Origin of the sequence: Pseudomonas sp. GD03903 (genome assembly GCF_029840045.1) — a bacterium.
Lineage (GTDB): Bacteria > Pseudomonadota > Gammaproteobacteria > Pseudomonadales > Pseudomonadaceae > Pseudomonas > Pseudomonas pseudonitroreducens.
The window spans coordinates 301,686-326,001 of sequence record NZ_JAOCBT010000002.1 but is presented as its reverse complement, the minus strand read 5'-3'; the positions used below and the strand labels follow the sequence as shown (position 1 = coordinate 326,001).

Annotated in this window: 25 protein-coding genes; 13 read left to right on the top strand and 12 right to left on the bottom strand. The window is 65.8% G+C overall.

Annotated features, from left to right (window positions below):
* The first annotated feature begins 22 nt into the window (after positions 1-22).
* On the top strand, positions 23-1,990 hold the full coding sequence (mnmC, locus tag N5C91_RS04175) for a bifunctional tRNA (5-methylaminomethyl-2-thiouridine)(34)-methyltransferase MnmD/FAD-dependent 5-carboxymethylaminomethyl-2-thiouridine(34) oxidoreductase MnmC (RefSeq protein WP_279828069.1): 1,968 nt from the start codon (positions 23-25) through the stop codon (positions 1,988-1,990).
* Positions 1,991-2,043: 53 nt separating this feature from the next.
* Positions 2,044-2,793: a sulfite exporter TauE/SafE family protein gene (locus N5C91_RS04170; protein ID WP_236201712.1), complete on the top strand. Its 750-nt coding sequence runs from the start codon at positions 2,044-2,046 to the stop codon at positions 2,791-2,793.
* 3 nt (positions 2,794-2,796) lie between these two features.
* Here N5C91_RS04170 and N5C91_RS04165 read toward each other — a convergent pair whose 3' ends face one another.
* Complete coding sequence (locus tag N5C91_RS04165) at positions 2,797-3,276, bottom strand: MarR family winged helix-turn-helix transcriptional regulator (protein WP_236171494.1); 480 nt, start codon at positions 3,274-3,276, stop codon at positions 2,797-2,799.
* A gap of 132 nt (positions 3,277-3,408) precedes the next feature.
* On the opposite strand from N5C91_RS04165, the gene N5C91_RS04160 reads away from it, so the two are divergent.
* From N5C91_RS04160 to N5C91_RS04145, 4 genes are all read left to right on the top strand, one after another.
* The gene (locus N5C91_RS04160) at positions 3,409-5,178 is read left to right on the top strand and encodes an N-acetylglutaminylglutamine amidotransferase (RefSeq protein ID WP_279828068.1); all 1,770 of its coding nucleotides are present in this window, start codon (positions 3,409-3,411) and stop codon (positions 5,176-5,178) included.
* Positions 5,179-5,248: 70 nt separating this feature from the next.
* A complete protein-coding gene (gene ngg, locus N5C91_RS04155) occupies positions 5,249-7,048 on the top strand; it encodes an N-acetylglutaminylglutamine synthetase (protein ID WP_279828067.1) in 1,800 nt (599 codons plus the stop codon).
* On the top strand, positions 7,045-8,247 hold the full coding sequence (locus tag N5C91_RS04150; protein ID WP_279828066.1) for an osmoprotectant NAGGN system M42 family peptidase: 1,203 nt from the start codon (positions 7,045-7,047) through the stop codon (positions 8,245-8,247). The genes ngg and N5C91_RS04150 overlap by 4 nt, the downstream gene beginning before the upstream one ends.
* A gap of 66 nt (positions 8,248-8,313) precedes the next feature.
* Positions 8,314-8,544, top strand: a complete 231-nt coding sequence (locus N5C91_RS04145) for a YheU family protein (RefSeq protein ID WP_236171498.1) — start codon at positions 8,314-8,316, stop codon at positions 8,542-8,544.
* A 336-nt stretch (positions 8,545-8,880) separates the two neighbouring features.
* On the opposite strand, the gene N5C91_RS04140 is transcribed toward N5C91_RS04145, so the two are convergent.
* The 10 genes from N5C91_RS04140 to N5C91_RS04095 form a co-directional block, all read right to left on the bottom strand.
* A complete protein-coding gene (locus N5C91_RS04140; protein ID WP_279828065.1) occupies positions 8,881-9,210 on the bottom strand; it encodes a YnfA family protein in 330 nt (109 codons plus the stop codon).
* Between the two features lie 82 nt (positions 9,211-9,292).
* Positions 9,293-9,718, bottom strand: coding sequence for a hypothetical protein (locus N5C91_RS04135; RefSeq protein ID WP_017522014.1), 426 nt, complete (start codon positions 9,716-9,718; stop codon positions 9,293-9,295).
* Between the two features lie 240 nt (positions 9,719-9,958).
* A complete protein-coding gene (locus tag N5C91_RS04130; protein WP_236171499.1) occupies positions 9,959-10,771 on the bottom strand; it encodes an SDR family oxidoreductase in 813 nt (270 codons plus the stop codon).
* Between the two features lie 169 nt (positions 10,772-10,940).
* Positions 10,941-11,240 carry a hypothetical protein gene (locus tag N5C91_RS04125; protein ID WP_236171500.1) on the bottom strand — a complete coding sequence of 100 codons (300 nt, stop codon included), beginning with the start codon at positions 11,238-11,240 and terminating at the stop codon, positions 10,941-10,943.
* Between the two features lie 230 nt (positions 11,241-11,470).
* The gene (locus tag N5C91_RS04120; protein WP_279828064.1) at positions 11,471-11,629 is read right to left on the bottom strand and encodes a DUF3309 family protein; all 159 of its coding nucleotides are present in this window, start codon (positions 11,627-11,629) and stop codon (positions 11,471-11,473) included.
* 119 nt (positions 11,630-11,748) lie between these two features.
* On the bottom strand, positions 11,749-12,375 hold the full coding sequence (locus N5C91_RS04115) for a 3'-5' exonuclease (protein ID WP_279828063.1): 627 nt from the start codon (positions 12,373-12,375) through the stop codon (positions 11,749-11,751).
* Positions 12,372-14,162: a DUF294 nucleotidyltransferase-like domain-containing protein gene (locus N5C91_RS04110; RefSeq protein WP_279828062.1), complete on the bottom strand. Its 1,791-nt coding sequence runs from the start codon at positions 14,160-14,162 to the stop codon at positions 12,372-12,374. Before N5C91_RS04110 ends, N5C91_RS04115 begins: the two co-directional genes overlap by 4 nt.
* Before the next feature lie 75 nt (positions 14,163-14,237).
* A complete protein-coding gene (locus tag N5C91_RS04105; protein ID WP_279828061.1) occupies positions 14,238-15,905 on the bottom strand; it encodes a cation acetate symporter in 1,668 nt (555 codons plus the stop codon).
* Complete coding sequence (locus N5C91_RS04100) at positions 15,902-16,213, bottom strand: DUF485 domain-containing protein (RefSeq protein WP_279828060.1); 312 nt, start codon at positions 16,211-16,213, stop codon at positions 15,902-15,904. The genes N5C91_RS04105 and N5C91_RS04100 overlap by 4 nt, the downstream gene beginning before the upstream one ends.
* A 212-nt stretch (positions 16,214-16,425) precedes the next feature.
* On the bottom strand, positions 16,426-17,280 hold the full coding sequence (locus tag N5C91_RS04095; protein WP_236201704.1) for a glycine betaine ABC transporter substrate-binding protein: 855 nt from the start codon (positions 17,278-17,280) through the stop codon (positions 16,426-16,428).
* 286 nt (positions 17,281-17,566) lie between these two features.
* Between N5C91_RS04095 and N5C91_RS04090 the strand changes: the two genes are divergently transcribed.
* Positions 17,567-17,779, top strand: a complete 213-nt coding sequence (locus N5C91_RS04090; protein WP_236171505.1) for a DUF2061 domain-containing protein — start codon at positions 17,567-17,569, stop codon at positions 17,777-17,779.
* A gap of 74 nt (positions 17,780-17,853) precedes the next feature.
* On the top strand, positions 17,854-19,413 hold the full coding sequence (locus N5C91_RS04085; RefSeq protein ID WP_279828059.1) for a beta (1-6) glucans synthase: 1,560 nt from the start codon (positions 17,854-17,856) through the stop codon (positions 19,411-19,413).
* Positions 19,414-19,416: 3 nt separating this feature from the next.
* On the opposite strand, the gene N5C91_RS04080 is transcribed toward N5C91_RS04085, so the two are convergent.
* Positions 19,417-19,782, bottom strand: a complete 366-nt coding sequence (locus tag N5C91_RS04080) for a hypothetical protein (RefSeq protein WP_279828058.1) — start codon at positions 19,780-19,782, stop codon at positions 19,417-19,419.
* A gap of 111 nt (positions 19,783-19,893) precedes the next feature.
* Here N5C91_RS04080 and N5C91_RS04075 point away from each other — a divergent pair, with 111 nt between their 5' ends.
* From N5C91_RS04075 to N5C91_RS04055, 5 genes are all read left to right on the top strand, one after another.
* On the top strand, positions 19,894-20,460 hold the full coding sequence (locus N5C91_RS04075) for a hypothetical protein (protein WP_236171508.1): 567 nt from the start codon (positions 19,894-19,896) through the stop codon (positions 20,458-20,460).
* Between the two features lie 69 nt (positions 20,461-20,529).
* Entirely contained in the window at positions 20,530-21,015 is a 486-nt protein-coding gene (locus N5C91_RS04070; protein ID WP_236171509.1) for a GNAT family N-acetyltransferase, read from the top strand.
* A gap of 85 nt (positions 21,016-21,100) precedes the next feature.
* Positions 21,101-22,450, top strand: a complete 1,350-nt coding sequence (locus tag N5C91_RS04065; protein ID WP_236171510.1) for a serine/threonine protein kinase — start codon at positions 21,101-21,103, stop codon at positions 22,448-22,450.
* A gap of 4 nt (positions 22,451-22,454) precedes the next feature.
* On the top strand, positions 22,455-23,267 hold the full coding sequence (locus N5C91_RS04060) for a VacJ family lipoprotein (protein WP_279828057.1): 813 nt from the start codon (positions 22,455-22,457) through the stop codon (positions 23,265-23,267).
* Between the two features lie 140 nt (positions 23,268-23,407).
* Complete coding sequence (locus tag N5C91_RS04055) at positions 23,408-24,268, top strand: pirin family protein (RefSeq protein ID WP_279828056.1); 861 nt, start codon at positions 23,408-23,410, stop codon at positions 24,266-24,268.
* Positions 24,269-24,316: the final 48 nt, after the last annotated feature.

The window sequence follows — 24,316 nt, the reverse complement described above, 5'->3', positions numbered from 1 at the left end:
GTTTCACTGCCCGCCTCCCTTCATGCCAGACATCAGCAGCGCCCAGATCGACTGGGACGAAAACGGCCAGCCCACTTCGCGCGTCTATGGCGATGTGTACTTCTCCCGCGATTCCGGCATCGCCGAGACGCACCATGTGTTCATCGACGGCAATCGCCTGGGCGAACGCTTCGCCGCAATGCCGGCGGGCGGGCGCCTGTGCATCGGCGAGACGGGCTTCGGCACCGGGCTGAACTTCCTCTGCGCCTGGCAATTGTTCGAGGAACAAGCTCCGGCCGATGCGCGACTGCACTTCGTCACCACCGAGAAATACCCGGTGGCGCCTGACGACCTGCGCCGCGCCTTCGCCCTCTGGCCGGAGCTGGCGCACCTGTCGACGCAGTTGCTGGAGCAGTACGTCGCGATCAACCCAGGCTTCCAGCGCTTCGTCTTCGCCAGCGGCCGCGTGGTGCTGACGCTGCTGGTGGGCGACGTGCTCGACACCCTGCCCGAACTGGACGCACGCATCGACGCCTGGTTCCTCGACGGCTTCTCCCCGGCGAAGAACCCGCAGATGTGGAATGACACCCTGTACGCCCAACTCGCCCGCCTTTCGGCGCCGGGCACGACCATCGCGACCTTCACCAGCGCCGGCTTCGTGCGCCGCGGACTGGGCGCGGCCGGCTTCAAGATTCGCCGCACCCTGGGCTTCGGCAAGAAATGGGAGATGTCCCAGGGCGAGTTCATCGGCGTCCAGCCGCCAGCCGGCAAACCCTGGTACAGCCGCCCCGCCCGCCCAGACGGGCCACGCGCGGCACTGGTGATCGGCGGCGGCATGGCCGGTTGCGCCAGCGCCGCCAGCCTCGCCGCGCGCGGCTGGCAGGTGACGCTGATCGAGCGTCACGCGGGCCTTGCCGAGGAAGCCTCGGGCAATCCCCAGGGCGTGCTCTATCTCAAGCTGTCCGCCCACGGCACGGCGCTGTCGCGGCTGATCGTCAGCGGCTTCGGGCATACCCGGCGGCTGATCCAGCGTCTGCAGAAAGGCGCGGAATGGTCCGACTGCGGCGTGCTGCAACTGGGCTTCGACGAGGCCGAGGCCGGACGCCAGGCGAAGCTTGCCGAAGCCTTCCCGGACACACTGCTGCGCCTGCTGGGCAAGGCCGAGGCCGAAGCTGTTGCCGGTATCGGCTTGCCCGCCGGAGGGCTGTTCTATCCCGAAGGCGGCTGGGTACATCCCCCGGCGTTGTGCCGGCACCTGGCGCAGCATCCGAACATCCGCGTGCTGACCGGCGCGGAAGTCCGCCTGCAACGCGAAGCCGAGGGCTGGAGCGCCTGGAGCGGCGACGACAGACTCGCCAGCGCGCCTGTCGCGATCCTCGCCACCGCCGCCGAAGTGCGTCGTTTTGCGGGGGCCGAGACACTGCCGATGAAACGCATCCGCGGGCAGATCACCCGCGTGCCGGCCACCGCCGACAGCGCGGCGCTGAGCACCGTGGTCTGCGCCGAAGGCTACGTCGCCCCGCCCCGCCACGGCGAGCACACCCTGGGCGCCAGTTTCGAATTCAAACGAGACGACACTGAGCCATCATTGGAAGAACACCTGGGCAACCTCGATCTGCTGGCCCAGATATCCACAGACCTGAGCGAGCGCCTGCACATTCCCAGGCTCGACCCGGCCACATTGCAGGGCCGCGCCGCCTTCCGCTGCACCACCCCCGACTATCTGCCACTGGTGGGCCCGCTGGCAGACCGCGAAGCCTTCGCCAGCGCCTACGCTGTACTGGGCAAGGATGCGCGCCAGGTACCGGATACGCCCTGCCCCTGGCTCGATGGCCTGTACCTGAACAGCGCCCATGGCTCCCGTGGGCTGGTTACCGCACCGCTGGCCGGAGAGCTGCTGGCGGCGTGGATCGATGACGAACCGCTCCCCCTGCCACGCGCCGTGGCCGAGGCCTGCCACCCGAACCGTTTCTTCCTCCGCGATGTCGTGCGCGGCCAGAAGAACGCCTGATCACCGCACGGCCCAGCGACGGGCCGCGCCAGCTTCCAGAGCGGACCACCGACATGGATGCACTGCTGCTTGAATCCTCCGCCATCGGCCTGATCCTCGGGCTCCTGCTCGGCCTGACCGGCGCCGGCGGCTCGCTGGTGGCCCTGCCCCTGCTGCTCAGCCTGCACCTGCCACTGCACGACGCCATCGGCGTCAGCCTCGGCGCCGTCGCGCTGTCGGCGGCGATTGGCGCGGTGCCACGTGCGAGGCAGGGCCAGGTGGCGTGGAAACCGCTGTTCTGGCTGGTCATCACCGGCTGGCCGGGCAACGCCGCCGGCCAGTGGCTGGGCAAGTTCATCCCGGACGCCTGGCTGATCGTCGGCTTCTGCCTGCTGGTGCTGTGGTCGGCCTGGCGCATGTGGCAGGGCTCCAGCCAGCCGCGCGTCTGCGACAAGCCGACGCGCAATGGACCGTTGCTGGGCGTCGGGCTGGCGGTGGGCATGCTCTCCGGCCTGATGGGTGTAGGCGGCGGCTTCCTGATCGTGCCAGGGCTGCTGTGGTTCACGCCGCTGTCGATGATGGCGGCAACCGCGACGTCCATGGCGGTGATCGCGCTGGTGTCCGGCGGTGGATTCCTGCTCTATCTGACCCACGCACAGCCACCACTGCCCTTGCTGGCGTGCCTGGCGGCGGGCGGCGCGCTCGGCGTACTGTTCGGCAACCGCCTGGCCGTGCGCCTGGGTGGCGCGACCTTGCAGCGCCTGTTCGCGCTGATGCTGGTGGCAGTCAGTCTGTCGCTGGCCGCACAGAAGCTGATGAGCTGAGGCTCAGAACTCTTCTTCCTCGGCGCCGGAGCCCGGCGTCTCGAACAGCTCGGCGGCGCGCAGCAGGCCGGCGAGGATGGCGTGCTGCTCCCACTCCGGCAGCCCGGCGAAGCGCTCAAGGGCATGTTCTGGCAGCAGCGTCGGCCCATCCCGAAGCGCCCTGCGCCCGACGACCTCGAGGCTCAGCCACTGCTTGCGCCGGTCGTCCTCGTCACGTCGACGGGTGAGCAGCCCTTTGCTTTCCAGGCGCGTCAGCGCACTGGAAATGGACGACTGCGACAACGCCACCTGGCGTGCCAACTGACCAGCGGTAATTTCGCCCTCCAGCTCCACGACCTGCAGGATCAGCAGTTGCAGCGGCGTCAGTTCGCCATCGCGGCCCAGGCTCTTGGAGTGCACTTCTGCCGCCTGCTGCAGCCGTCTCAGGGCCTGCAGCATGGAGAGTGCGTGGGCGTTGCGCATCGAAGTCTTGCTGTCGGCCATCTCAGTCCACCTGCTGTTCCGTCACATTTCCTCAATGAAATCAAATAGAACTCTCGCCAGATCGACGGGTCATCCCCTAAGACGTCCATGAGGCGCCACCCACTTCATCCCCAACGGAGATCCGGTAAGGACATGTGCGGACTAGCAGGAGAACTACGTTTCGATAACCAGGCTGCGGATCTTGCCGCAGTCGAACGCATCACCCATCACCTCGCCCCGCGAGGTCCCGATGCATGGGGCTTCCACAGCGAAGGGCCAGTGGCCCTGGGGCACCGGCGACTGAAGATCATGGACCTGGCCGAAGCTTCCGGTCAGCCGATGATCGACACCTCCCTGGGCCTGTCGCTGGTGTTCAACGGGGCAATCTACAACTACCCCGAACTGCGCGGCGAGCTGGAAGCCCTTGGGTACCGCTTCTTTTCCGGAGGCGACACCGAAGTACTTCTGAAGGGATACCACGCCTGGGGTGAACAACTATTGCCACGCCTCAATGGCATGTTCGCCTTCGCCATCTGGGAACGCGACAAACGGCGCCTGTTCATCGCCCGCGACCGCCTCGGCATCAAGCCGCTGTACCTGTCGCAGACCGGCAAGCGCCTGCGCTTCGCCTCCAGCCTGCCGGCGCTGCTCAAGGGCGGCGACATCGACCCGGCGCTGGACCCGGTGGCGCTCAACCACTACCTGAACTTCCACGCCGTGGTGCCCGCTCCGCGCACCCTGCTGGCCGAGGTGCAGAAGCTGCCGCCGGCCACCTGGATGACCATCGACGCCGATGGCCACACCGAGCGCCAGCGCTGGTGGACCCTGGACTACGGCCCGCTGCCGGACGAGCGCGAGCTGACCCTGGGCGATTGGGAAGACCGCCTGCTGAGCAGCCTGCGCGACGCCGTGAGCGTGCGCCAGCGCGCCGCCCGCGAAGTCGGCGTGCTGCTCTCCGGCGGGGTGGATTCCAGCCTGCTGGTCGGCCTGCTGCACGAAGCCGGCGTCGAGGACCTGCTGACCTTCTCCATCGGCTTCGAGGATGCCGGCGGCGAACGCGGCGACGAATTCCAGTACTCGGACCTGATCGCGAAACGCTATGGCACCCGCCACCACCAGTTGCGCATCGACGAGAACGAGGTCATCGCGCAGCTGCCGGCGGCTTTCCGCGCCATGAGCGAGCCGATGGTCAGCCACGACTGCATCGCCTTCTACCTGCTCTCGCGGGAAGTCTCGAAGCACTGCAAGGTGGTGCAGAGCGGCCAGGGCGCCGACGAGCTGTTCGCCGGCTACCACTGGTACCCGAAAGTGGCCGGCGCGAAGGACCCGCTGCAGGCGTACCGCGCGGCCTTCTTCGATCGAACCCATGGCGAGTACCTGGACACCGTGCGCGAAGCGCTGCGAGTCGAGGACGTGGCCAGCGAGTTCGTCCGCGAGCACTTCGCCCAGCCCGGCGCGGAAGACCCGGTGGACAAGGCACTGCGCCTGGACAGCACCATCATGCTGGTGGACGACCCGGTCAAGCGCGTCGACAACATGACCATGGCCTGGGGCCTGGAGGCCCGCGTGCCGTTCCTCGACTACCGCGTTGCGGAACTGTCGGCGCGGATTCCGTCGCGCTTCAAGCTCGGCGATGGCGGCAAGCAGGTACTCAAGGCTGCCGCGCGCAAGGTCATTCCCAGCGAGGTGATCGACCGGCCCAAGGGTTACTTCCCGGTACCGGGCCTGAAACACCTGCAAGGCAATACCCGCGCCTGGGTCAGCGAGCTGCTTCTGGACCCGAGCCAGGACCGTGGACTGTTCGAGACGGCGATGTTCGACCGCCTGCTCAGCGACCCGGCGAGCGACCTCACTCCGCTGCGCGGTTCCAAGTTGTGGCAGTTGGCGGCCCTCAATCTCTGGCTGACGGAACAAGGCCTCTAGAGCCAGGCGGCGCCGCGTGTGGCGTCGCCTTCCCCACAGCCCAGGACAGATGCTTATCAGGGAGCGCAAGATGAAACCCCATTCCAACCTGCCCCATCCCCACAACCAGCGATTGCTGCGTGGCCAGACACCAACCTACGAGCGCCTGCAGGCGCGCTTCGCCGGCGACCACGCGGAAAGCCACGGCCCGCTGATCCTGCAATGCGGCTGGGGGCGCCTGCTGATCGGCCATACCTTCTCCAGCCCGGAGAAGCTGGCCGCCGAACTGCTCAACGAACAACCCGGCGAGCGCGACATTGCCCTCTACGTCGCGGCACCACAGCAGGTGCTGTCCCACGCCCCGCAGCAACTCTTCCTCGATCCATCCGACGCGCTGCGCCTGTGGTTCACCGACTACCGCCCGGCGCGCCGGCCGTTCCGCGGCTTCCGCATCCGCCGCGTGCACAGCGACGACGACTGGACGGCGATCAACCGCCTGTACCTGTCGCGCGGCATGCTGCCGGTCGACCCGTCCAACGTCACGCCGCGCCACCAGGGCGGCCCGGCCTACTGGCTGGCGGAAGACGCCGAGACCGGCACGGTGATCGGCACCGTCATGGGCATCAATCACGCCAAGGCCTTCCGCGACCCCGAAGGCGGCTCCAGCCTCTGGTGCCTGGCGGTGGACCCGCAGTCGAGCCGGCCCGGCGTCGGCGAAGCGCTGGTGCGCCACCTGATCGAACACTTCATGAGCCGCGGGCTGGCCTACCTGGACCTGTCGGTGCTGCACGGCAACCAGCAGGCCAAGTCGCTGTACCGCAAGCTGCGCTTCCGGGAATTGCCGACCTTCGCCATCAAGTGCAAGAACGGCATCAACCAGTCGCTGTTCCTCGGGCCGGGGCCGGAAAAGGGCCTCAATCCCTATGCGAAGATCATCGTCGACGAATCCCATCGCCGCGGTATCGAGGTCCAGGTACAGGACGCCGATGCCGGGCTCTTCACCCTCACCCAGGGTGGCCGGCGCATCCGCTGCCGCGAGTCGCTGTGCGACCTCACCAGCGCCGTGAGCATGAGCCTGTGCCAGGACAAGACCCTCACCCATCGCGCCCTCGACCGTGCCGGCCTGCGCCAGCCGCAGCAGCGCCTGGCCGGAAGCGCTGAAGACAATGCCGCATTCCTCGAAGAACACCGCGCGCTGGTGGTCAAGCCGGTGGACGGCGAACAGGGCCAGGGCGTCGCCGTGGACCTGCGCACGCCGGAAGAAGTGGAGAGCGCCATCGCCCACGCGAAGCAGTTCGACACCCGCGTCATCCTCGAGAGCTACCACCCCGGCAATGATCTGCGCATCGTGGTGATCGGCTACGAAGTGGTGGCCGCCGCCATCCGCCGCCCTGCCGAGGTGATCGGCGACGGCCGGCACAGCATCCGCAAACTGATCGAGGCGCAGAGCCGCCGGCGCCAGGCCGCGACCGGTGGCGAAAGCCGCATTCCGCTGGACGGCGAGACCGAGCGCACCCTGGCTGCCGCCGGTTTCAGCTACGACGACGTGTTGCCCAGCGGCCAGCGCCTGGCCGTACGCCGCACCGCCAACCTGCATACCGGCGGCACCCTGGAAGACGTCACCGAGCGCCTGCATCCGGCGCTGGCCGACGCCGCCATTCGCGCGGCGCGGGTGCTGGAGATTCCGGTCACCGGCCTCGATCTGCTGGTCACCGAGGCCGACCAGGCGGACTACGTGATCATCGAAGCCAACGAACGCCCGGGCCTGGCCAACCACGAGCCACAGCCCACCGCCGAGCGCTTCGTCGACCTGCTCTTCCCGCTGAGCCGCGAGCTGCTGCATCGCGACAACCGTGACCAGCCACACCCCAACGTGGAGGCCCCGGCATGACCCCATTGCCACAACCGGACCTGAACTACCTGCAGCGCGTGCTGCTGGAAATGCTCGCCATCCCCAGCCCCACCGGCTTCACCGACACCATCGTGCGCTACGTCGCCGAGCGGCTGGAGGAGATCGGCGTACCCTTCGAGATGACCCGCCGCGGGACTATCCGCGCGACCCTGCTGGGCCGGCGCAAGAGCCCGGACCGTGCCGTCTCGGCGCACCTGGACACCATTGGCGCGATCGTCCGCGAGGTCAAGCCCAATGGCCGCCTGGCCCTGGCGCCGGTGGGCTGCTGGTCGAGTCGCTTCGCCGAGGGCAGCCGGGTCACGGTGTTCTGCGAGAACGGCGTGTTCCGTGGCAGCGTGCTGCCGCTGCTGGCCTCGGGGCATGCGTTCAATACCGCCGTGGATACCCTGCCGATCAGCTGGGACCATGTCGAACTGCGCCTGGACACCTACACCGCCAGCCGCGCCGACAGCGAATCGATCGGCGTGGCCATCGGTGATTTCGTCGCCTTCGATCCGCTGCCCGAGTTCACCGAGAGCGGCCATATCAGCGCCCGCCACCTCGACGACAAGGCCGGCGTCGCGGCGCTGCTGGCCGCGCTCAAAGCCATCGTGGAAAGCGGCCAGGTACCGCCGATCGACTGTCACCCGCTGTTCACCATCACCGAGGAAATCGGCTCGGGCGCGGCCGGCGCGCTGCCCTGGGACGTCAGCGAATTCGTCGGCATCGACATTGCGCCGGTGGCCGAGGGGCAGAACTCCAGCGAGCACGCCGTCAGCGTCGCCTTGCAGGATTCCGGCGGGCCGTACGACTTCCATCTGTCCCGACACCTGCTGCGCCTGGGCGAGCGCCATGAGGTCGCGGTGCGCCGGGACCTGTTCCGTTACTACCACAGCGATGCGCAGTCGGCGATCACCGCCGGCCACGACATCCGTACCGCGCTGCTGGCCTTCGGCTGCGATGCCACCCATGGCTACGAGCGCACCCACATCGACAGCTTGTCCGCGCTGGCGAAACTGCTCACCGCCTACATGCTCAGCCCACCGGTGTTCGACAGCGACGCCGAACCCAGCGAAGGCACGCTGGAGCGTTTCAGCAAGCAACTGGAGCATCCGGTGCACATGGAAAGCACCACCCATGTGCCGCCGGTGGACGACCTGATCGATAACGGCGACGGCTCCGAGAAGAACAAGGACTGACGACTGAAGCTGCGCTGGTCGCAGCACGGGACTACAATCCCGCGCTGCGATTTCGAGTACCCCGCCATGCTGATTCCCTTTGAGCTCATCGAAGCCGACACCCTCAACAACCTGCTGGAAGACTTCGTCACCCGCGAAGGCACCGACAACGGCGACGACACGCCGCTGGACGTGCGCGTGGAGCGCGCACGCCATGCACTCAAGCGCGGCGAGGCGGTGATCGTCTTCGACCCGGAAAGCCAGCAGTGCCAGCTGATGCTGAAAAGCGAAGCGCCGAAGGAGTGGCTGGAGGACTGAAGCACCCGCTCAGAAACACCTCACGCCCACCGCACAGGATGAACACCCCGTAGGATGGTGTGGAGCGCAGCGATACCCATCGATTGCGCGCCCTCACAGCATGGGTATCGCAAGCTCCACCCATCCTACGATGAAGCTCAGCTGATAGACCGGAGCGTTTTTCGTAGGAGCGAGGGGGCGCCATCGTTATTGCTCGCGAACCTGGCGTTCGCCGGCAACTCAGGCGCAACTGGCTACTCTGTTCGCGAGCAAGCTCGCTCCTACAGGTACCGGTCCCTTTCATATGCAGGGCGGAAACCGCCAGTGGCGTTATCCGCGATTAAGTACTCACTCGCCTCAGGGCGCGAGGCGAGGCCCGAGCAGTACCACGCTGGCGCCGATCACGCAGAGCGCCACGCCGACCCAGTCGCTCCACAGCGGGCGACTCTTCTCCACGAAAGCCAGCCAGAACAGCGAGGCGGCGACGTAGATGCCGCCATACGCGGCATAGGCGCGCCCGGCATAGTTCGCCTCGACGCGAGTGAGCAGCAGGGCGAAGAGCGTCAGGCTGAGCAGTCCGGGGATGATCCACAGCGCGCTCTTGTCCAGGCGCAGCCAGAGGTAGAAGGCGTAGCAGCCAGCAATCTCGCAGAAGGCGGCGAGGACGAACCAGAGGTAGTTGATCACGGCGGTCTTTCCTTTAGCAGCCTCGGCCTTCAGGAGCCTGGGCCTTGGAGAGTTGGCGGCTGGGAATCTCCAGCCGGAGAGCTCAGCCGCGCAGGCCGCCCTCGCGTTCCCAGGCGCAGCGCACTTTCAGCTCGCCCTCGCGCGGGCTGTGGAAGCCGTTCTCGGACTCCCAGCGGAAGGTGTGGCTGCCGTTGACTTCGGTTTCCAGGTGCACCACCGCGCTGGCCCAGTAGAGCCGGCGCAGCAGGGCTTCGAACTGTTCGACCCAGAGCTTCCACTCGTACTCAATGGTCTGGTAGCTGGCGCCGAAGTGGATCACCTGGGACTGGTACAGGCCCGCGCCTTCGGTCTCGCAGCGGCTGAACATTTCGCGGCCGAGGAACGGCCAGGCTTCGCCCATGGGCAGGCTGTCGAGCACCTTGCGGTTGGCGGCGCGGCGCAGGCGGCGCTCCATCGAGTCGCCGGGCCAGTCGCGGATGCAGCCATAGACGATGGATTCGGAGTGCAAGCGGGTTCTTCCTTCAATGACACCGGAGCCTTCTAACACAGGCCTGACGTCCCGCAAAGCGCGAATCCCCACAGCTGCGCAGTAGCCCGAAAAAGCAAAAGCCCCGCGAAATGAGCGGGGCTTTCACCGGGGTCCAACGTACATCAGCCAGGCAGGCCGGTGATTAAAACTAAACCTTTGCACCGGCCTGGGCAAGCCCTGTCTTTCATTGCACCGAAAGGGGGCGAAAAAGCCTTGCGATTACGAAAGACTGCGGCGCTTGGCCTGCATCTTCTCGGCCATCTTCGCCATTTCGTCGTAGATCGCCTGCGGGTTCTGCTGCTTGATCTGCCAGGCCATGCGGCCCTGCTCGTGGGGCAGGATCATGAAGACGTCGCGGCCGACTTCCTGGTGGATGTAGTCGGCGATATCGGCGGCGCTGATGGGCGAGCTTTCCAGCAGCTTGCCGACCTGGGTCTTCATCTCCGGGCTCGGGCCACGGAAGGAGTCCAGCAGGTTGGTCTGGAAGAACGACGGGCAAACCACGTGGACCTTCACATCCACCAGGCTGAGGTCGGCCAGCAGGCTTTCCGAGAGCGCCACCACACCGGCCTTGGCCACGTTGTAGTTGCTCATCGCCGGGCCCTGCATCAGCGCCGCCATGGAGGCGATGTTGATGATCCGCCCCTTGCTCTTTTCCAGCAGCGGCAGGAACGCCTTGCAGCCCTTGACCACGCCCATCAGGTTGATCGAGATCTGCCAGTCCCAGTCTTCCAGCGACAGTTCGCTGAAGAAGCCGCCGGAAGCGACACCGGCGTTGTTGACGATGATATCGATGCCACCGAATTTCTCTTCACAGGACTGCGCCAGCTGGGTCAGCTGGCTGTAGTCGCGCACGTCGCAGCGCTGGGTGAAGCCCTCACCGCCGGCCTCGCGTACCAGTTTCAGGGTTTCCTGCAGGCCTGCTTCGTTGACGTCGGCCAGCGCCAGCTTCCAGCCCTCGCGGGCCCAGCGCAGGGCGATTTCGCGTCCGAGGCCGGAACCGGCGCCGGTAATCATGATGCGATTTTGCATAGGGGAGGTCTGCCTTTTCTTGTCTTGTTCGGGACGGGTGATCGACAACGTTCGAGTCGACGATTGTGGCCCGAAGTGTAACCAAGGCTTTCGGCTACCAGCGGTGAAATCAGGCCGCTGAATGCCCCTGGCAAACCGCCGGCGCACTAGCGCTTAGCGGGGTGCAGGGTCAGGCCTGGAGGAGCACGCAGAGCTTGCCCAGCACCAGGGCGATACCGGCGGAGACGAGCAGGTGGGCAGCGCAGTTGATGCGCTCGCGTTTGAGCTGGGCGAGGCCGCGGATGCGGTAGCGCAGCATGAAGATACCCAGCGCCACGGGAAGGGCCGGGCCGAGGAAGGCAAACTGCCAATAACGGTCCGGGTCGACCACCGGGTCCAGGGTCATGGCTTCGGCCAGCGGCGGCAGGCCCAGCCCGCACTGGACGAGCAACCACACCACGCCCAGCACAACCAGTACAACGCCCAGCATCCCTACGACTCCCTGATGGCAAAGGCCCAGTATGTTAGTACAGGCACCCGCCAAGGGCTGTGCGACGAATCACCCTGTGGCGTATCGGCGCGGTGACGCAGGCGGGGAAAGCGGATACGCGTCAGAGCGAGGGTGGAGTGATCGCGGACGGAGTCCGCTCCTACGCAGAGGGATAATGCAGTGCAATTCGTAGGAGCGGATTCATCCGCGATGCTCTTGCCAGCGCCCAGTCAGATGCGTCCGAGCAGCAACAGCACCAACAGCACGACCAGTACCACACCGATGACGCCCGAGGGGCCGTAACCCCAGTTGCGCGAGTGGGGGAAGACCGGCAGGCCACCGATCAGTATCAAGATCAGGATGATCAAAAGAATGGTCCCGAGTCCCATATCGTCTCTCCTCTTTCAGTCGACGAGGGGCGATGGCTCGCGGTGTTGCGATTGGCCAGCGCTTGTAGATTCCGACTGGGTGGGTGCGCGGAAGATTCAAAGAATCTGCAGGCACAGGATCAACTCAGGTCACGGGGCAGCGATCCCTTGCGCAGGCGCAGGAACATCAATGCGGCGGTGCGCGCATCACCGATGGCGGTGTGGCGACCTTCGACAGGGATTTCCAGATTGCGTGCCAGGGTGTCGAAACGCAGGTCCAGGTGCAGGTCGGGGAAACGCCGGCTCATCTTGCGGTGATAGATCTCGGAGACCTCGACGCGGGGGTTGTCCAGCCGCGCGCCGAGTTGCTCGCGCAGGTGTCGGCGCAGCACGGCGACATCGAAGGACAGGTAGTAGCCCAGCAACGGCCGTTCGCCGACGAACTCCTGCACCCGGCGCAGCGCCTCCACCAGTGGCAGCTGGCCTTCGAGGTCGGCGCGGCGCAGCTTGTGGATGCGGATCGACTCGCCGTCCAACGATGGCGGCGGCTCTACCAGCAGCTCCAGGCGCTCGCCGAGGATCAGCTTGCCACGGCGGATCAGCACGGCGCCGATGCTGAGGATGTCGGCCTTGCGCGGATCGAGGCTGGTGGTTTCCAGGTCCAGCGACACCAGCTCCTCCGCCTCTGCCGGATCGTGCTGCCACCAATAGAGGCGGCGGCGCCAGGCGGACCAGTGCGGATCGGGTGCAGCGACACAGGCGTTCATCGGGTCTCCAGGTGGAATTGGCGGGTCAGGCTCTGCTTGAACTTCTTCACCGTGTGCAAGCCGAAGCGCAACAGGTCGCGCTCGTGGCGACTCAGGCGGGAAACGTCGAGCCCTTGTTCGCGACCATCACGTTGCCCGGCCAGTTGCTGGCGCAGGCGCAGCTGGAGGAACAGCTCGAAGGACTCGACCAGGTTGTCCACCAGCGACTCATCCAGCACGCCAAGGGTTTTCAGGGTGGCGAGCCGGCCCAGCGTGCCGCGCTCCTCCAGACCTTCGCGCACGGCCAGCACGCGGGCGCCGTGGACGATGGGAAAGATGCCGCCGCGCTTCACGTCCAGGTGCGCGTCCTGGGTTTTCAGTTGGCCGAGGAAGGTCAGCGGTGTATCGAACTGCAAGGCCGGCAGGGCCAGGTCGCTCATCCAGCGGCCGCTGTCGCCGGCCAGCGCATCCAGGCATTCGCGCAAGCCATCGAACAGCCGCCGGTTGCCCGCCACCGGCCAGGCATCGGCGAGGATCGACAGGCGCATCAGCTGTTCCGGGCGACCTTGCAGTGGCAGCTCGCGCAGTTCGCGCTGCCACTCCGACAATGGCCTGCACCACTCCGGCCGGCTGGCCATCACGCCACCAGGGCACGGTGGATAACCGAACTCCAGCAGCGCCGCGGAAAAGCGCTGCATCAATAACAGGCCCTGCTCCACCGGCAGGCCGTCGTCGAGGATCAGCGCATTGTCCTGATCGGTCTTCAGCAGTTGCTCGGCACGCCCTTCGCTGCCCATCACCAGCAGGCAACAGCGGCCGCGCAATACCGGTGGCACCTGCAGCTCGAACAGACGCTCGAGCAGTTGCTCGTTGAGTGCACTGACCAGTTGCATGATGAAGCGCAGGCGAATGCCGTTGCCCGCCAGCGTGGCGATCAGCGTGTGCAGGGTTTCCGCTGCAGCGCGCAATTCGGCCTCGCTTTCGGCGCGGGCAATGCGCAGCGCCAGCACATGGGAATGGGTGGAAAACAGGCTGAGTACCTGGGTCAGGTGCAGCAGGCCGACCACCCTGCCCTCCTCGCACACCGCCACGCGCTCGATGCGCCGGCGGGTCATGAGGATCATCGCGTCGAAGAGGAAGTCGCCCAGCTCGACATGGCTCAACGGCCGATGCGCCAATGGGCCGATGGGCTGCGCCTCGCTGAAGCCATCACGAAAGTGCGCGGTCATCAGGTCGGTGCGGGTGACGATGCCCAGTGCGCCGTCCTCGCGCACCAGCAGTGCATCCGCGCCCTGGCTCAGCTGCAGTCGTGCGGCATCGCCCAGCGGCAGCGTGGGTTCGACTTCGATGGCCGGCAACAAATGCTCGGAGGCAATGCGGGTGAGGATGAACTCGGCCAGGTTCTGCCCTTCTCGCCGCTCCAGCTGCCGTTTGCTGGCCAGGTCGGCACGGAAGAAGCGGGCGAACTGCGGGTTGTCCGCGCACAGCTGGTGGAACACCGATGCCGGCAGTTCGTAGACGATGCTCTCTTCCACCGCCTGGTAGCGGTGCTTGCTGCTGCCGGAGAACAGCCCGCGCACGTCGAACAGGTCCTCGCCAGCGTACTGGGCAAACAGCTTGCCGTCCTCGCCGCGCTCCTCGATCACGCCCTTCATCAGGACGAACAGGCAGGGCACCGGCGCACCGGCTTCGAGCAGCACTTCGTCGACCGTGTAATAGCCCACGCTCAGCGCGTCGCGCAGCTGCTCGCGCTCCAGCGGACGGAGCTGGTCGAAGGGCGGCGAGGCGAAATTGAAATCGTCGGACATCCGTTATCCATCCCTGTCAAAAAAGCAGGGCCGGAGGTGTCTCCACCTCCGGCCCCGGCAGGTTAGCTCAAGCGATCAGTGGGCAACGGCGCCAGTGGCACCCAGGCCGGTCTGCGAGCGAATGAATTGCGGGAAGAAGCGTGCACGCTCCTCGTCGGCAGCGGCGGACTTGTCGGTGATGGAGAAGAACCAGATACCGATGAAGGCCACGGCCATGGAGAACAGCGCCGGGTACTCGTACGGGTAGATGGCTTTCTCGTGGCCGAGGATCTGCACCCAGATGGTCGGGCCGAGGATCATCAGAGTCACCGCGGTGATCAGGCCGAGCCAGCCGCCGATCTTCGCGCCACGGGTGGTCAGCTTCTTCCAGTACATGGAGAGCAGCAGTACCGGGAAGTTGCAGCTGGCAGCGATGGAGAAGGCCAGGCCGACCATGAAGGCGATGTTCTGCTTCTCGAACAGGATGCCGAGAACGATGGCCACCACGCCGAGGCAGATGGTGGTGATCTTCGACACGCGCAGTTCATCCTTCTCGTTGGCCTTGCCGCCTTTGAGCACGCTGGCGTACAGGTCGTGGGACACCGCCGAGGCACCGGCCAGGGTCAGGCCGGCAACCACCGCGAGGATGGTGGCGAAGGCCACGGCGGAGATGAAGCCGAGGAACAAGCTGCCACCCACGGCGTCGGCCAGGTGCACGGCGGCCATGTTGTTGCCGCCCAGCAGGGCGCCGGTGGCGTCCTTGAAGTCCGGGTTGGTGCTGACCAGCAGGATCGCGCCGAAGCCGATGATGAAGGTCAGGATGTAGAAGTAGCCGATGAAGCCGGTAGCGAAGAACACCGACTTGCGGGCTTCCTTGGCGTCACTGACGGTGAAGAAGCGCATCAGGATGTGCGGCAGGCCGGCGGTGCCGAACATCAGCGCGAAGCCCAGGGAGAAGGCCGAGATCGGGTCTTTCACCAGGCCGCCGGGGCTCATGATGCCCTCGCCTTTCGGGTGAACCTTGATGGCTTCGGAGAACAGGGTGCTGATGTCGAAGTTGACGTGCTTGAGCACCATGATCGCCATGAAGGTGGCGCCCGAGAGCAGCAGCACGGCCTTGATGATCTGTACCCAGGTGGTGGCGAGCATGCCGCCGAACAGCACGTAGAGCACCATCAGGATGCCGACCAGGACCACGGCGACGTGGTAGTTCAGGCCGAACAGCAGTTCGATCAGCTTGCCGGCGCCGACCATCTGCGCGATCAGGTAGAAGGCCACGACCACCAGCGAACCGCAGGCGGACAGGGTACGGATGTCCTTCTGCTTGAGGCGGTAGGACGCCACGTCGGCGAAGGTGTACTTGCCCAGGTTGCGCAGGCGTTCGGCGATCAGGAAGAGGATGATCGGCCAGCCGACGAGGAAGCCGATGGAATAGATCAGGCCGTCGTAGCCGGAGGTGAATACCAGTGCGGAAATGCCCAGGAAAGAGGCGGCGGACATGTAGTCGCCGGCGATCGCCAGGCCATTCTGGAAGCCAGTGATGCTGCCGCCAGCGGTGTAGAAGTCGGCGGCGGACTTGCTGCGCTTGGAGGCCCAGTAGGTGATGCACAGGGTCAGGCCAACGAAAGCGACGAACATGACGATGGCGGAGACGTTCAGCGGCTGGCGCTGTACTTCGCCGGTGAGGGCGTCAGCCCAGAGTGCGGGGGCCCAGAGCGCGGGTAAAAGGCCGGCCAGAGCGAGGGCAGAAATTCGGCCTTTCATTGCTGGGCCTCCTTGAGGATTTCCTGGTTGAGGCGGTCGAATTCACCGTTCGCCCGGCGCACGTAGATGCCGGTGAGCACGAAGGCCGAGAGGATCAGCCCGACGCCCATGGGGATGCCCCAGGTGACGGACGAATCGGCGCTGATCTTCGTACCCAGCAACTGCGGCTGGAAGGCGATGAGCAGGATGAAGACCACGTACAGGCCCAACATGATCAGGGAGAGCAGCCAGGCGAATCGCTCGCGCTTGGCCACCAACTCTTTGAAGCGCGGATTGGTATCAATCCGCTGGTAGATGCTGTCGTTCATTTTGTTCTTGTCCTCACAGCGGGGATGACGCGGATGTCGTCGATCCCTAATTTATGTGTCCGCTGCAAGCACTCCAGACGACTTTAGTCGTAGCGATTTGCCCTCTCTTGCGAACAAGCCCGGAATAGACGCCTCTGCATAAAAAAATCCCCCGCGAACCAGACGGTTCGCGGGGGATTTTTCTGTATCGCGCGTGGCTGGGTTCTAAGCGATCACAGCCATTCCTTCACGCGATCCGGATGCGCCTCGACCCATTTCTTCGCGGCCACTTCCGGCTTCTCGCCGTTCTGCACGGCCAGCATGACTTCGCCGATTTCCTGGCCGTCCTTCCACTGGAATTTCTTCAGGAAGGCCCAGACTTCCGGCGCCTTCTTCTCCAGCGCCGGGTTGGCGACGCTGTCGACATGCTCCTCTTCGCCGTAGACCTTTTTCGGGTCTTCGAGGAACTTCAGCTTCCACTTGGCAAACATCCAGTGCGGAATCCAGCCGGTGACGGCGATGGCCTTCTTGTCGTTCTCCGCGCGGGTCAGCTCGGCGATCATGCCGCTGCCGGAACTGGCCACCAGCTTGTAGTCCAGACCGTAGTCCTTGATCGCCTGGTCGGTCTTGAGCATCACCCCGGCGCCGGCGTCGATGCCGACGATGCGGCCGCCGAAGTCATCCTTTTGCGCCTTGAGGTCTTCGATGCTGTTGGCTTTCACATACTCGGGCACGATCAGGCCGATCTTCGCGCCCGGGTAGTTCACGCCCAGGTTGGTGACCTTGTCCTTCATCTTCTCGTAGTAGGCACCGTGGGTGACCGGCAGCCAGGCCGAGAGCATGGCGTCGAGCTTGCCGCGCGCCACGCCCTGCCACATGATCCCGGCGGCCACCGGCATCAGCTTGACCTGGTAGCCGAGCTTCTCGCGCATGATCTCGGCGGCGACGTGGGTGGTCGCCACGCTGTCCGACCAGCCGTCCACGTAACCGATGGTGATTTCCGGCTTGGCCGCCGCAGCGGCCAGCCCGGCAGCCGCCGACAGCACCAGCCCTGCGCCCAGGCCCAACAGGCGTCGCATCATAGACATGGTTTTCTCCCCGTGATTTTTCGTTGCGGCGTCCGGGCAGGCCCGGCGCCATTCGCGGTCTTGGCCGCCCTTTCATGATCGGCGCCCGCTGCTGGCGAACTGCTCTGAGAACGACGCCAAACGGTCCGATCCACGACAGAACCCGTCCATCCACGACTGCGCAATTCCATCCACGACGCGGGTGCCGGCCTATCGCCTCCATACAGAGGCTCGATTACCCGACAGGGTTCCCCCGCAGTAGTCTTCCAGTAACGGAGAATCATTCTCCGCCTGTAGGATCGCCACCATGCTCAAGACCGTCACCTTCACCCTGATGCACTTCATCATCGCCTTCAGCGTCGCCTACGCGCTGACCGGCAGCATCGCCGTGGGCGGCCTGGTAGCGATCGTCGAGCCGCTGTGCAACGCGGTGGGCTTCCACTTCCACGAGAAGTTCTGGAAGCGTATCGAGGGCAACGCGGCCCAGCCGACGCACAACTGGATTCACCGTCACGCCTGAACGCCCCGCGCGGGCACTGACGGCGGCCAGCGGCGTTGCTAAGATGCGCGCCTCGCCACGGTTCGCGTGCCCCCATGCCCCAGTCCTCGCGCTTTCCGCTTTTGCCTTACCTTCTCGCCCTGCTGCTTGCCCTGATTGCCCTCGGCGGCCTCTGGTACGGCCTGGGCAAGCCGGTCGTCCTGCCCGATGCGGCGACGCCCACGCACAAGCTGCAGTGCGCGTCGTACAGCCCGTTCGCCAAGGACCAGTCGCCGTTCGACCAGCCCTTTGTCCTGCGTCCGGAGCAGATGGACGCCGACCTGGCCCTGCTGGCAACGCGCTTCGACTGCGTGCGCACCTATTCCATGACAGGCCTGGAAGGCATCCCGGCGCTGGCGCGCAAGCACGGCCTGAAGCTGATGCTCGGCGCCTGGGTCAACGCCAACCCGGTGGATACCGAGCGTGAAGTCGAGGCGCTGATCAAGGCCGCAAACGAGTATCCGGATGTCGTTCAGGCGGTGATCGTCGGCAACGAAACCCTGCTGCGCAAGGAAGTCACCGGGCGCTACCTGGCCGGACTTATCCACAAGGTGAAGGCTCAGGTGCGCCAGCCGGTGACCTACGCCGACGTATGGGAGTTCTGGCACCAGCACCCGGAGATCGCCCCGGCGGTGGACTTCCTTACCATCCACCTGTTGCCCTACTGGGAAGACAACCCTCGCGGCATCGACGATGCCCTCGCCCACGTGGCGAAGATCCGCGATGACTTCGGCCGCGAGTTCGCGCCAAAGGACATCCTCATCGGCGAAACCGGCTGGCCCAGCGAGGGTCGCCAACGCGAAACCGCCCTGCCCAGCCGGGTCAACGAGGCGCGCTTCATCCGCGGTTTCGTGCACATGGCCGAGGAGAAAGGCTGGCGCTACAACCTGATCGAAGCCTTCGACCAGCCCTGGAAGCGCCAGAGCGAAGGCGCGGTGGGCGGTTACTGGGGGCTGTTCAGCGCCGACCGTGAAGAGAAAGGCGTGCTCGCCGGGCCGGTCAGCAACCTGCCAGGCTGGCCGCTGTGGCTGGGACTTTCCGGCGCGATCCTGCTCGCCGGAATGCTGGTCGGCGGCCGCCCCGCCTCAACCCGCAGTGCCTTCCTGTTGCCGCTGGCGGGCGCACTCGGCGCCGCCTGCATCGGCCTGTGGCTGGAGCTGTCGGTGATCACCAGCCGCTTCTGGGGCGAATGGCTCTGGTCGGCGGCACTGGTGGGCTTGAATCTGCTGGTGCTGCTGCACATCAGCCTGGCGCTGTCGGCTCGGGCAGGCTGGCGCGCGAAGCTGTTCGATTGGTTGCAGCGCCACGCCGGACTATGGCTGGCGGCGGCCGGTTTCGCCGGCGCGGTGCTGATGCTCGGGATGGTCTTCGACGCGCGCTACCGCAGCTTCCCCAGCGCGGCACTGCTGTTCCCGGCGCTGGTCTACCTGTGCCGGCCGGTCGCCGCACCGCGCCGCGAGGCACTGCTGCTGGCACTGATCATCGCCGTCGGGATTCCCGCGCAACTGGCGCTGGAGGGGCTGAGCAATCTTCAGGCACTGGGCTGGGCAGCGGTCAGCCTGCTTCTGCTCGGAGCGCTGCTGCGCGGACGACGCCCGGCAGAACGAAGGGTCTGAGACTCAGCGGGCTGACGCGCGCACCAGACGCAACCCGGCCAGCACCACGGCAAACACCGCGAGCCCGGCGTTGTACAACACCAGCGCCGGCAGCGTGACCAGCATCGCCAGCACCGCCAGCCACCAGCCCACCTGACGCGGTACGAAGAAAGCCAGCAGCGAAAGCCCCAGCGCCAGCTTGCCGAACACGCCGAAATGAATCGCCCAGCCCAATTGCGAGCGCACACCGCACTCCCAGCGTGCGGCCTCGTCGGCGCAGATGCCGACCCAGCGGCCATCCTCCATCAGCGCGAAACGCACGCCATAGCTGGCGGCCAGCCAGAGCGCCAAGGCAAGCAGCAGAACGATCAGGGGCAAACGACAGGGCATGGCGCCACTACTCCGGGCAGGCGGGGAATCGGCGCCCAGCATAACCAGCGCGGGGGCCGATGCAAGAGCAGCCAAACCCTGGGTAAACTTCCGCCACCCACGGAGCCTTCGATGAAGCGATCGACCCTGTTCCTGCTGGTCTGCGTGGCCGCCAGTTTCTGGTGGCTGTGGCCGACCGAGCGCCCCCACGCACCGCAGCAGCACAGCCAGGCACTGTCCGCTGGCGGCATGCGCGTCGAGCGCTACTCCATCTATCCCTTGGAGGATTTCAGCATCGAGGCGCGCGTACTCGGCCGCGAGGATTACCACCTGGGCCGCGAGGCCGAGCTGTCACCCACCGACCTCGCACTGGGCTGGGGCCCGATGGACGACCCGCGGGTACTCGCCGATATCCGTATCAGCCAGGGCAACCGCTGGTTCTACTGGCACGCCGACAAACTGCCGATCCCCCGCCGGGAGCTGGAAACCCACGCCGCCAACATGCACATGATCCCGGCCAACGACGGCGTGGCGCGCACCCTCGCCCAGGTCAGCGCCGGCGAGCACGTGCGCCTGTCCGGCAAGCTGGTGCGTGTGGAGGGCGACGACGGCTGGCGCTGGGTCAGTTCGCTGACCCGCGAGGACACCGGCGCCGGCGCCTGCGAGCTGGTCTGGCTGGAAAGCCTGGAACGCTACTGAAGTGAGCGGTTGCCAGCGGCCTGGGGCGCCGGGCATGCTCGACGGATTTCGCAGCACAAGGACATACCCATGCCGCGCGTCACCCTGCGCCCCGCCGCCCCTGAGGATATCCCGCTGATCCTCGAGCTGATCCGCGAACTGGCCGACTACGAGAAACTGCTCCACGAAGTGAAGGCCGACGCCCAGCGCATGCATGAGCACCTGTTCGGCCCGCGGCCCTATGCCGAAGTACTGATCGGCGAGGTGGACGGCGCCGCCCAGGGTTTCGCCCTGTTCTTCCACAACTACTCGACCTGGCTGAGCCAGCCCGGCATCTACCTCGAAGACCTCTACGTGCGCCCCGCCGCGCGTGGCGCCGGCCTGGGCAAGGCGCTGCTCACGGAGCTGGCGCGGCTGGCAGTAGAGCGCGATTGCGGACGCCTGGAATGGTCGGTGCTGGACTGGAACGAACCGGCCATCGGTTTCTACCGCAGCCTGGGCGCTCGCCCACAGGACGAATGGAGCGTCTATCGTCTAACCGGTGATGCGCTCAGGGACCTCGCGCGCAAAGGCTGACAAGCGAGTTGCACTTGTCGGAAATGTGCTGGTCTTAATCGCCGGTCACCCTAGAGTTGGCCTCCTATTGAAAGGACTCCGAACCATGACATTTCTGCACCGCGTGGCTGCCCTGATCGGCTGCCTCGCAATGGGCCTCGTCGGGCCGGCAGCGGCCCGCGACGTGGATCAGGCCAGCTACGGCTTCCCGCTGATCAACCCGTTCGAGGCGACCATCGCCACCACCCCGCCGGAATTGCGCCCGCAACTGCCGGCGGACGACGACATCCGCCAGTCCGACTACGCGCTCAACCTGCGCCCGGAGCGCGAGCACGAGCTGCCGAGCAACTTCTGGCCGGTGAAGAAGCTGCACTACCGCCTGGCCAGACAGGATCACCAGGCGCCACTGGTGTTCATCATCGCCGGCACCGGCGCCAACTACGCCAGCACGACGCCGGAGTATCTCAAGCGCCTCTTCTACGGCGCCGGCTACCACGTGGTGCAACTGTCCTCGCCGACCAGCTGGGACTTCATGGTGGGCGCCTCCCACGTCGCCACCCCCGGCTACACGCCCGACGATGCCGACGACCTGTACAGAGTCATGCAGGCGGTGCGCGCGCAGCATCCGGACCTGCCTGTCAGCGACTACTACCTGACCGGCTACAGCCTGGGCGCGCTGCACGCAGCCTTTGTCAGCAAGCTCGACGAAACCCGCCGCAGCTTCAACTTCAAGCGTGTGTTGCTGCTCAACCCGCCGGTGAACCTCTACACCTCGGTGAGCAACCTCGACAAGCTGGTGCAGACCCAGGTCAAGGGCATCAACGACACCAACACCTTCTACCAGGTGATCCTCGCCAAGCTGACCCGCTACTTCAACCAGAAGGGCTACGTCGACCTCAACGACGCCTTCCTCTTCGACCTGCAGCAGTCCAGGCAGCACCTCTCCAATGAAGAGATGGCCATGCTGATAGGCGCGGTGTTCCGCTTCTCCTCCGCCGACATCGCCTTCACTTCCGACCTGATCAACCGCCGCGGCCTGATCACCCCGCCCAAGTACCCGATCACCGAAGGCACCAGCCTGACGCCGTTCTTCAAGCGCGCCATGCAATGCGACTTCGAGTGCTACATGACCGACCAGCTGATGCCGCTCTGGCGCGCCAAGTACGACGGCGGCAGCCTGCCGCAGCTGGTCGACCAGGTCAGCCTGTATGGCGTGCAGGACTACCTGAAGCAGAGCCCGAAGATCGCCGTCATGCACAACGCCGACGACGTCATCCTCGGCCCCGGCGATATCGGCTTCCTGCGCCGCACCTTTGGCGATCGCCTGACGCTCTACCCGCGCGGCGGCCACTGCGGCAACCTCAATTACCGCGTGAACGCCCAGGACATGCTGGGCTTCTTCAAGGGACAGGGTGCCCCGGCCGACGGCCTGGCCACCGCGCAGACAGGGAACTGACTCCATGCCATTCCGCCATTCCTGGACTCTTGCCCTGCTGCTGGCCTGCGGCGTCGCCCAGGCCGAGACCGCGCAACCGGTACAGACGCCCATCACCACCAAGTTCGACATGGCGCCGGACGACGACGGCTTCAAGCACCCGCTGGATGCGCTGAAGTTCAACCCCGGCCTGGACCAGCGCGAATTCGAACGCGCCACCTTCGACGCCCTCAACGTCTACGACCCCTGGGAGTCGTGGAACCGTCGGGTCTATCACTTCAACTACCGCTTCGACGAGTGGGTCTTCCTGCCCGTGGTGCACGGCTACGAGTACGTCACCCCGCACTTCGTGCGTACGGGCGTGAGCAACTTCTTCAGCAACCTGGGCGAAGTACCGACGCTGCTCAACAGCGTTGCCCAGCTCAAGCCCCAGCGCGCGGCGAACAGCACCGCGCGGCTGCTGTTCAACACCATCTTCGGCATCGGCGGCCTGTGGGACCCGGCCACCGCCATGGGCCTGCCCAGGCTCAGCGAGGACTTCGGCCAGACCCTGGGCTACTGGGGCGTGCCCGATGGCCCGTACCTGATGCTGCCGATCCTCGGCCCGTCCAACCTGCGCGACACCAGCGGGCTGGTCACCGATTTCGTCGCCGCCCGCGAAGTGAACTACCTGAACTACTCCGAGCTCAGCCGCGAGTACTGGGAACTGCCAGTGCTGGAGATCATCGACAAGCGCTACAGCAACGGCTTCCGCTACGGGCAGATGAACACGCCCTTCGAGTACGAGAAGCTGCGCTACTTCTATACCGAAGCCCGGCGCCTGCAGATCCAGGAGTGAGACGAAACCGCCGCCTTGGGGCGGCGGTTTTCTTTCCGACAAAAGATCTAATCCATCGATAGTTAAGCTGAAAAACTCGCAACCATTGATCCATCAATTGGGACTAGGATGATCTCCATTCACAGATCAAGGAGGTCCCCATGACCCGCTTACGTACCGTGATCGACCAGCACATCGGCCACCCGGCCTCCGACGGCGCCGGCGTGCGCCTGACCCGAGTGATCGGCGGCCCCGGCATCGAACGCTTCGATCCGTTCCTGATGCTCGACCAGTTCGACACGCAGAACCCCGACGACTATATCGCCGGTTTCCCGGCCCACCCGCACCGTGGCTTCGAGACTGTCACCTACATGCTCGAAGGACGCATGCGCCACGAAGACCACCTGGGCAATACCGGCCTGCTCAAGCCCGGCGGCGTGCAGTGGATGACCGCCGCCCACGGCATCATCCACAGCGAGATGCCCGAGCAGGTGGAAGGCGCCATGCGTGGCTTCCAGCTGTGGCTGAACCTGCCGGCGAAGGACAAGCTGGCCCCGGCCGGCTACCGCGATATCGAGCCGGAAGACGTGCCGCGCGTGACCACCGGGCAAGGTGTGGGCGTGACCGTGATCGCCGGGCGCTTCGACGACGGCGAGACCGCCGTCGATGGCGCGGTGCAGCGTCCGGGCACGGAACCGCACTATTACGATCTGGTCCTGCCGGCGGGCACTTCGGTGGCTCCGCAGATTCCGGCGGGCCATCGGGTGATGCTGTATGTCTACGAAGGCTCGCTGCAGGTGCCGGGTGAGCGCGGCGACGAGACCGTCCCCAGCAACCGCCTGGTGCGTCTGGGCCAGGGCGACGAGATCCAGCTGTCCAGCGACCAGGGCGCGCGCGTCCTGCTGCTGGCCGGCAAGCCGCTCAACGAACCCATCGTGCAGTACGGCCCGTTCGTGATGAACAGCCGCGAGGAGATCGAGCAGGCCCTGCGCGACTACCGCGATGGTGTGTTCGCGGTCTGACCGAGACGCACAGGGCTGGCTACACGTAGGAGCGGACTCCGTCCGCGA

Coding starts and splice junctions, on each gene's coding strand:
- mnmC (WP_279828069.1), top strand. CDS start 23: ATGCCAGACATCAGCAGCGCCCAGATCGACTGGGACGAAAACGGCCAG.
- N5C91_RS04170 (WP_236201712.1), top strand. CDS start 2,044: ATGGATGCACTGCTGCTTGAATCCTCCGCCATCGGCCTGATCCTCGGG.
- N5C91_RS04165 (WP_236171494.1), bottom strand. CDS start 3,276: ATGGCCGACAGCAAGACTTCGATGCGCAACGCCCACGCACTCTCCATG.
- N5C91_RS04160 (WP_279828068.1), top strand. CDS start 3,409: ATGTGCGGACTAGCAGGAGAACTACGTTTCGATAACCAGGCTGCGGAT.
- ngg (WP_279828067.1), top strand. CDS start 5,249: ATGAAACCCCATTCCAACCTGCCCCATCCCCACAACCAGCGATTGCTG.
- N5C91_RS04150 (WP_279828066.1), top strand. CDS start 7,045: ATGACCCCATTGCCACAACCGGACCTGAACTACCTGCAGCGCGTGCTG.
- N5C91_RS04145 (WP_236171498.1), top strand. CDS start 8,314: ATGCTGATTCCCTTTGAGCTCATCGAAGCCGACACCCTCAACAACCTG.
- N5C91_RS04130 (WP_236171499.1), bottom strand. CDS start 10,771: ATGCAAAATCGCATCATGATTACCGGCGCCGGTTCCGGCCTCGGACGC.
- N5C91_RS04125 (WP_236171500.1), bottom strand. CDS start 11,240: ATGCTGGGCGTTGTACTGGTTGTGCTGGGCGTGGTGTGGTTGCTCGTC.
- N5C91_RS04120 (WP_279828064.1), bottom strand. CDS start 11,629: ATGGGACTCGGGACCATTCTTTTGATCATCCTGATCTTGATACTGATC.
- N5C91_RS04115 (WP_279828063.1), bottom strand. CDS start 12,375: ATGAACGCCTGTGTCGCTGCACCCGATCCGCACTGGTCCGCCTGGCGC.
- N5C91_RS04110 (WP_279828062.1), bottom strand. CDS start 14,162: ATGTCCGACGATTTCAATTTCGCCTCGCCGCCCTTCGACCAGCTCCGT.
- N5C91_RS04105 (WP_279828061.1), bottom strand. CDS start 15,905: ATGAAAGGCCGAATTTCTGCCCTCGCTCTGGCCGGCCTTTTACCCGCG.
- N5C91_RS04100 (WP_279828060.1), bottom strand. CDS start 16,213: ATGAACGACAGCATCTACCAGCGGATTGATACCAATCCGCGCTTCAAA.
- N5C91_RS04095 (WP_236201704.1), bottom strand. CDS start 17,280: ATGTCTATGATGCGACGCCTGTTGGGCCTGGGCGCAGGGCTGGTGCTG.
- N5C91_RS04090 (WP_236171505.1), top strand. CDS start 17,567: ATGCTCAAGACCGTCACCTTCACCCTGATGCACTTCATCATCGCCTTC.
- N5C91_RS04085 (WP_279828059.1), top strand. CDS start 17,854: ATGCCCCAGTCCTCGCGCTTTCCGCTTTTGCCTTACCTTCTCGCCCTG.
- N5C91_RS04080 (WP_279828058.1), bottom strand. CDS start 19,782: ATGCCCTGTCGTTTGCCCCTGATCGTTCTGCTGCTTGCCTTGGCGCTC.
- N5C91_RS04075 (WP_236171508.1), top strand. CDS start 19,894: ATGAAGCGATCGACCCTGTTCCTGCTGGTCTGCGTGGCCGCCAGTTTC.
- N5C91_RS04070 (WP_236171509.1), top strand. CDS start 20,530: ATGCCGCGCGTCACCCTGCGCCCCGCCGCCCCTGAGGATATCCCGCTG.
- N5C91_RS04065 (WP_236171510.1), top strand. CDS start 21,101: ATGACATTTCTGCACCGCGTGGCTGCCCTGATCGGCTGCCTCGCAATG.
- N5C91_RS04060 (WP_279828057.1), top strand. CDS start 22,455: ATGCCATTCCGCCATTCCTGGACTCTTGCCCTGCTGCTGGCCTGCGGC.
- N5C91_RS04055 (WP_279828056.1), top strand. CDS start 23,408: ATGACCCGCTTACGTACCGTGATCGACCAGCACATCGGCCACCCGGCC.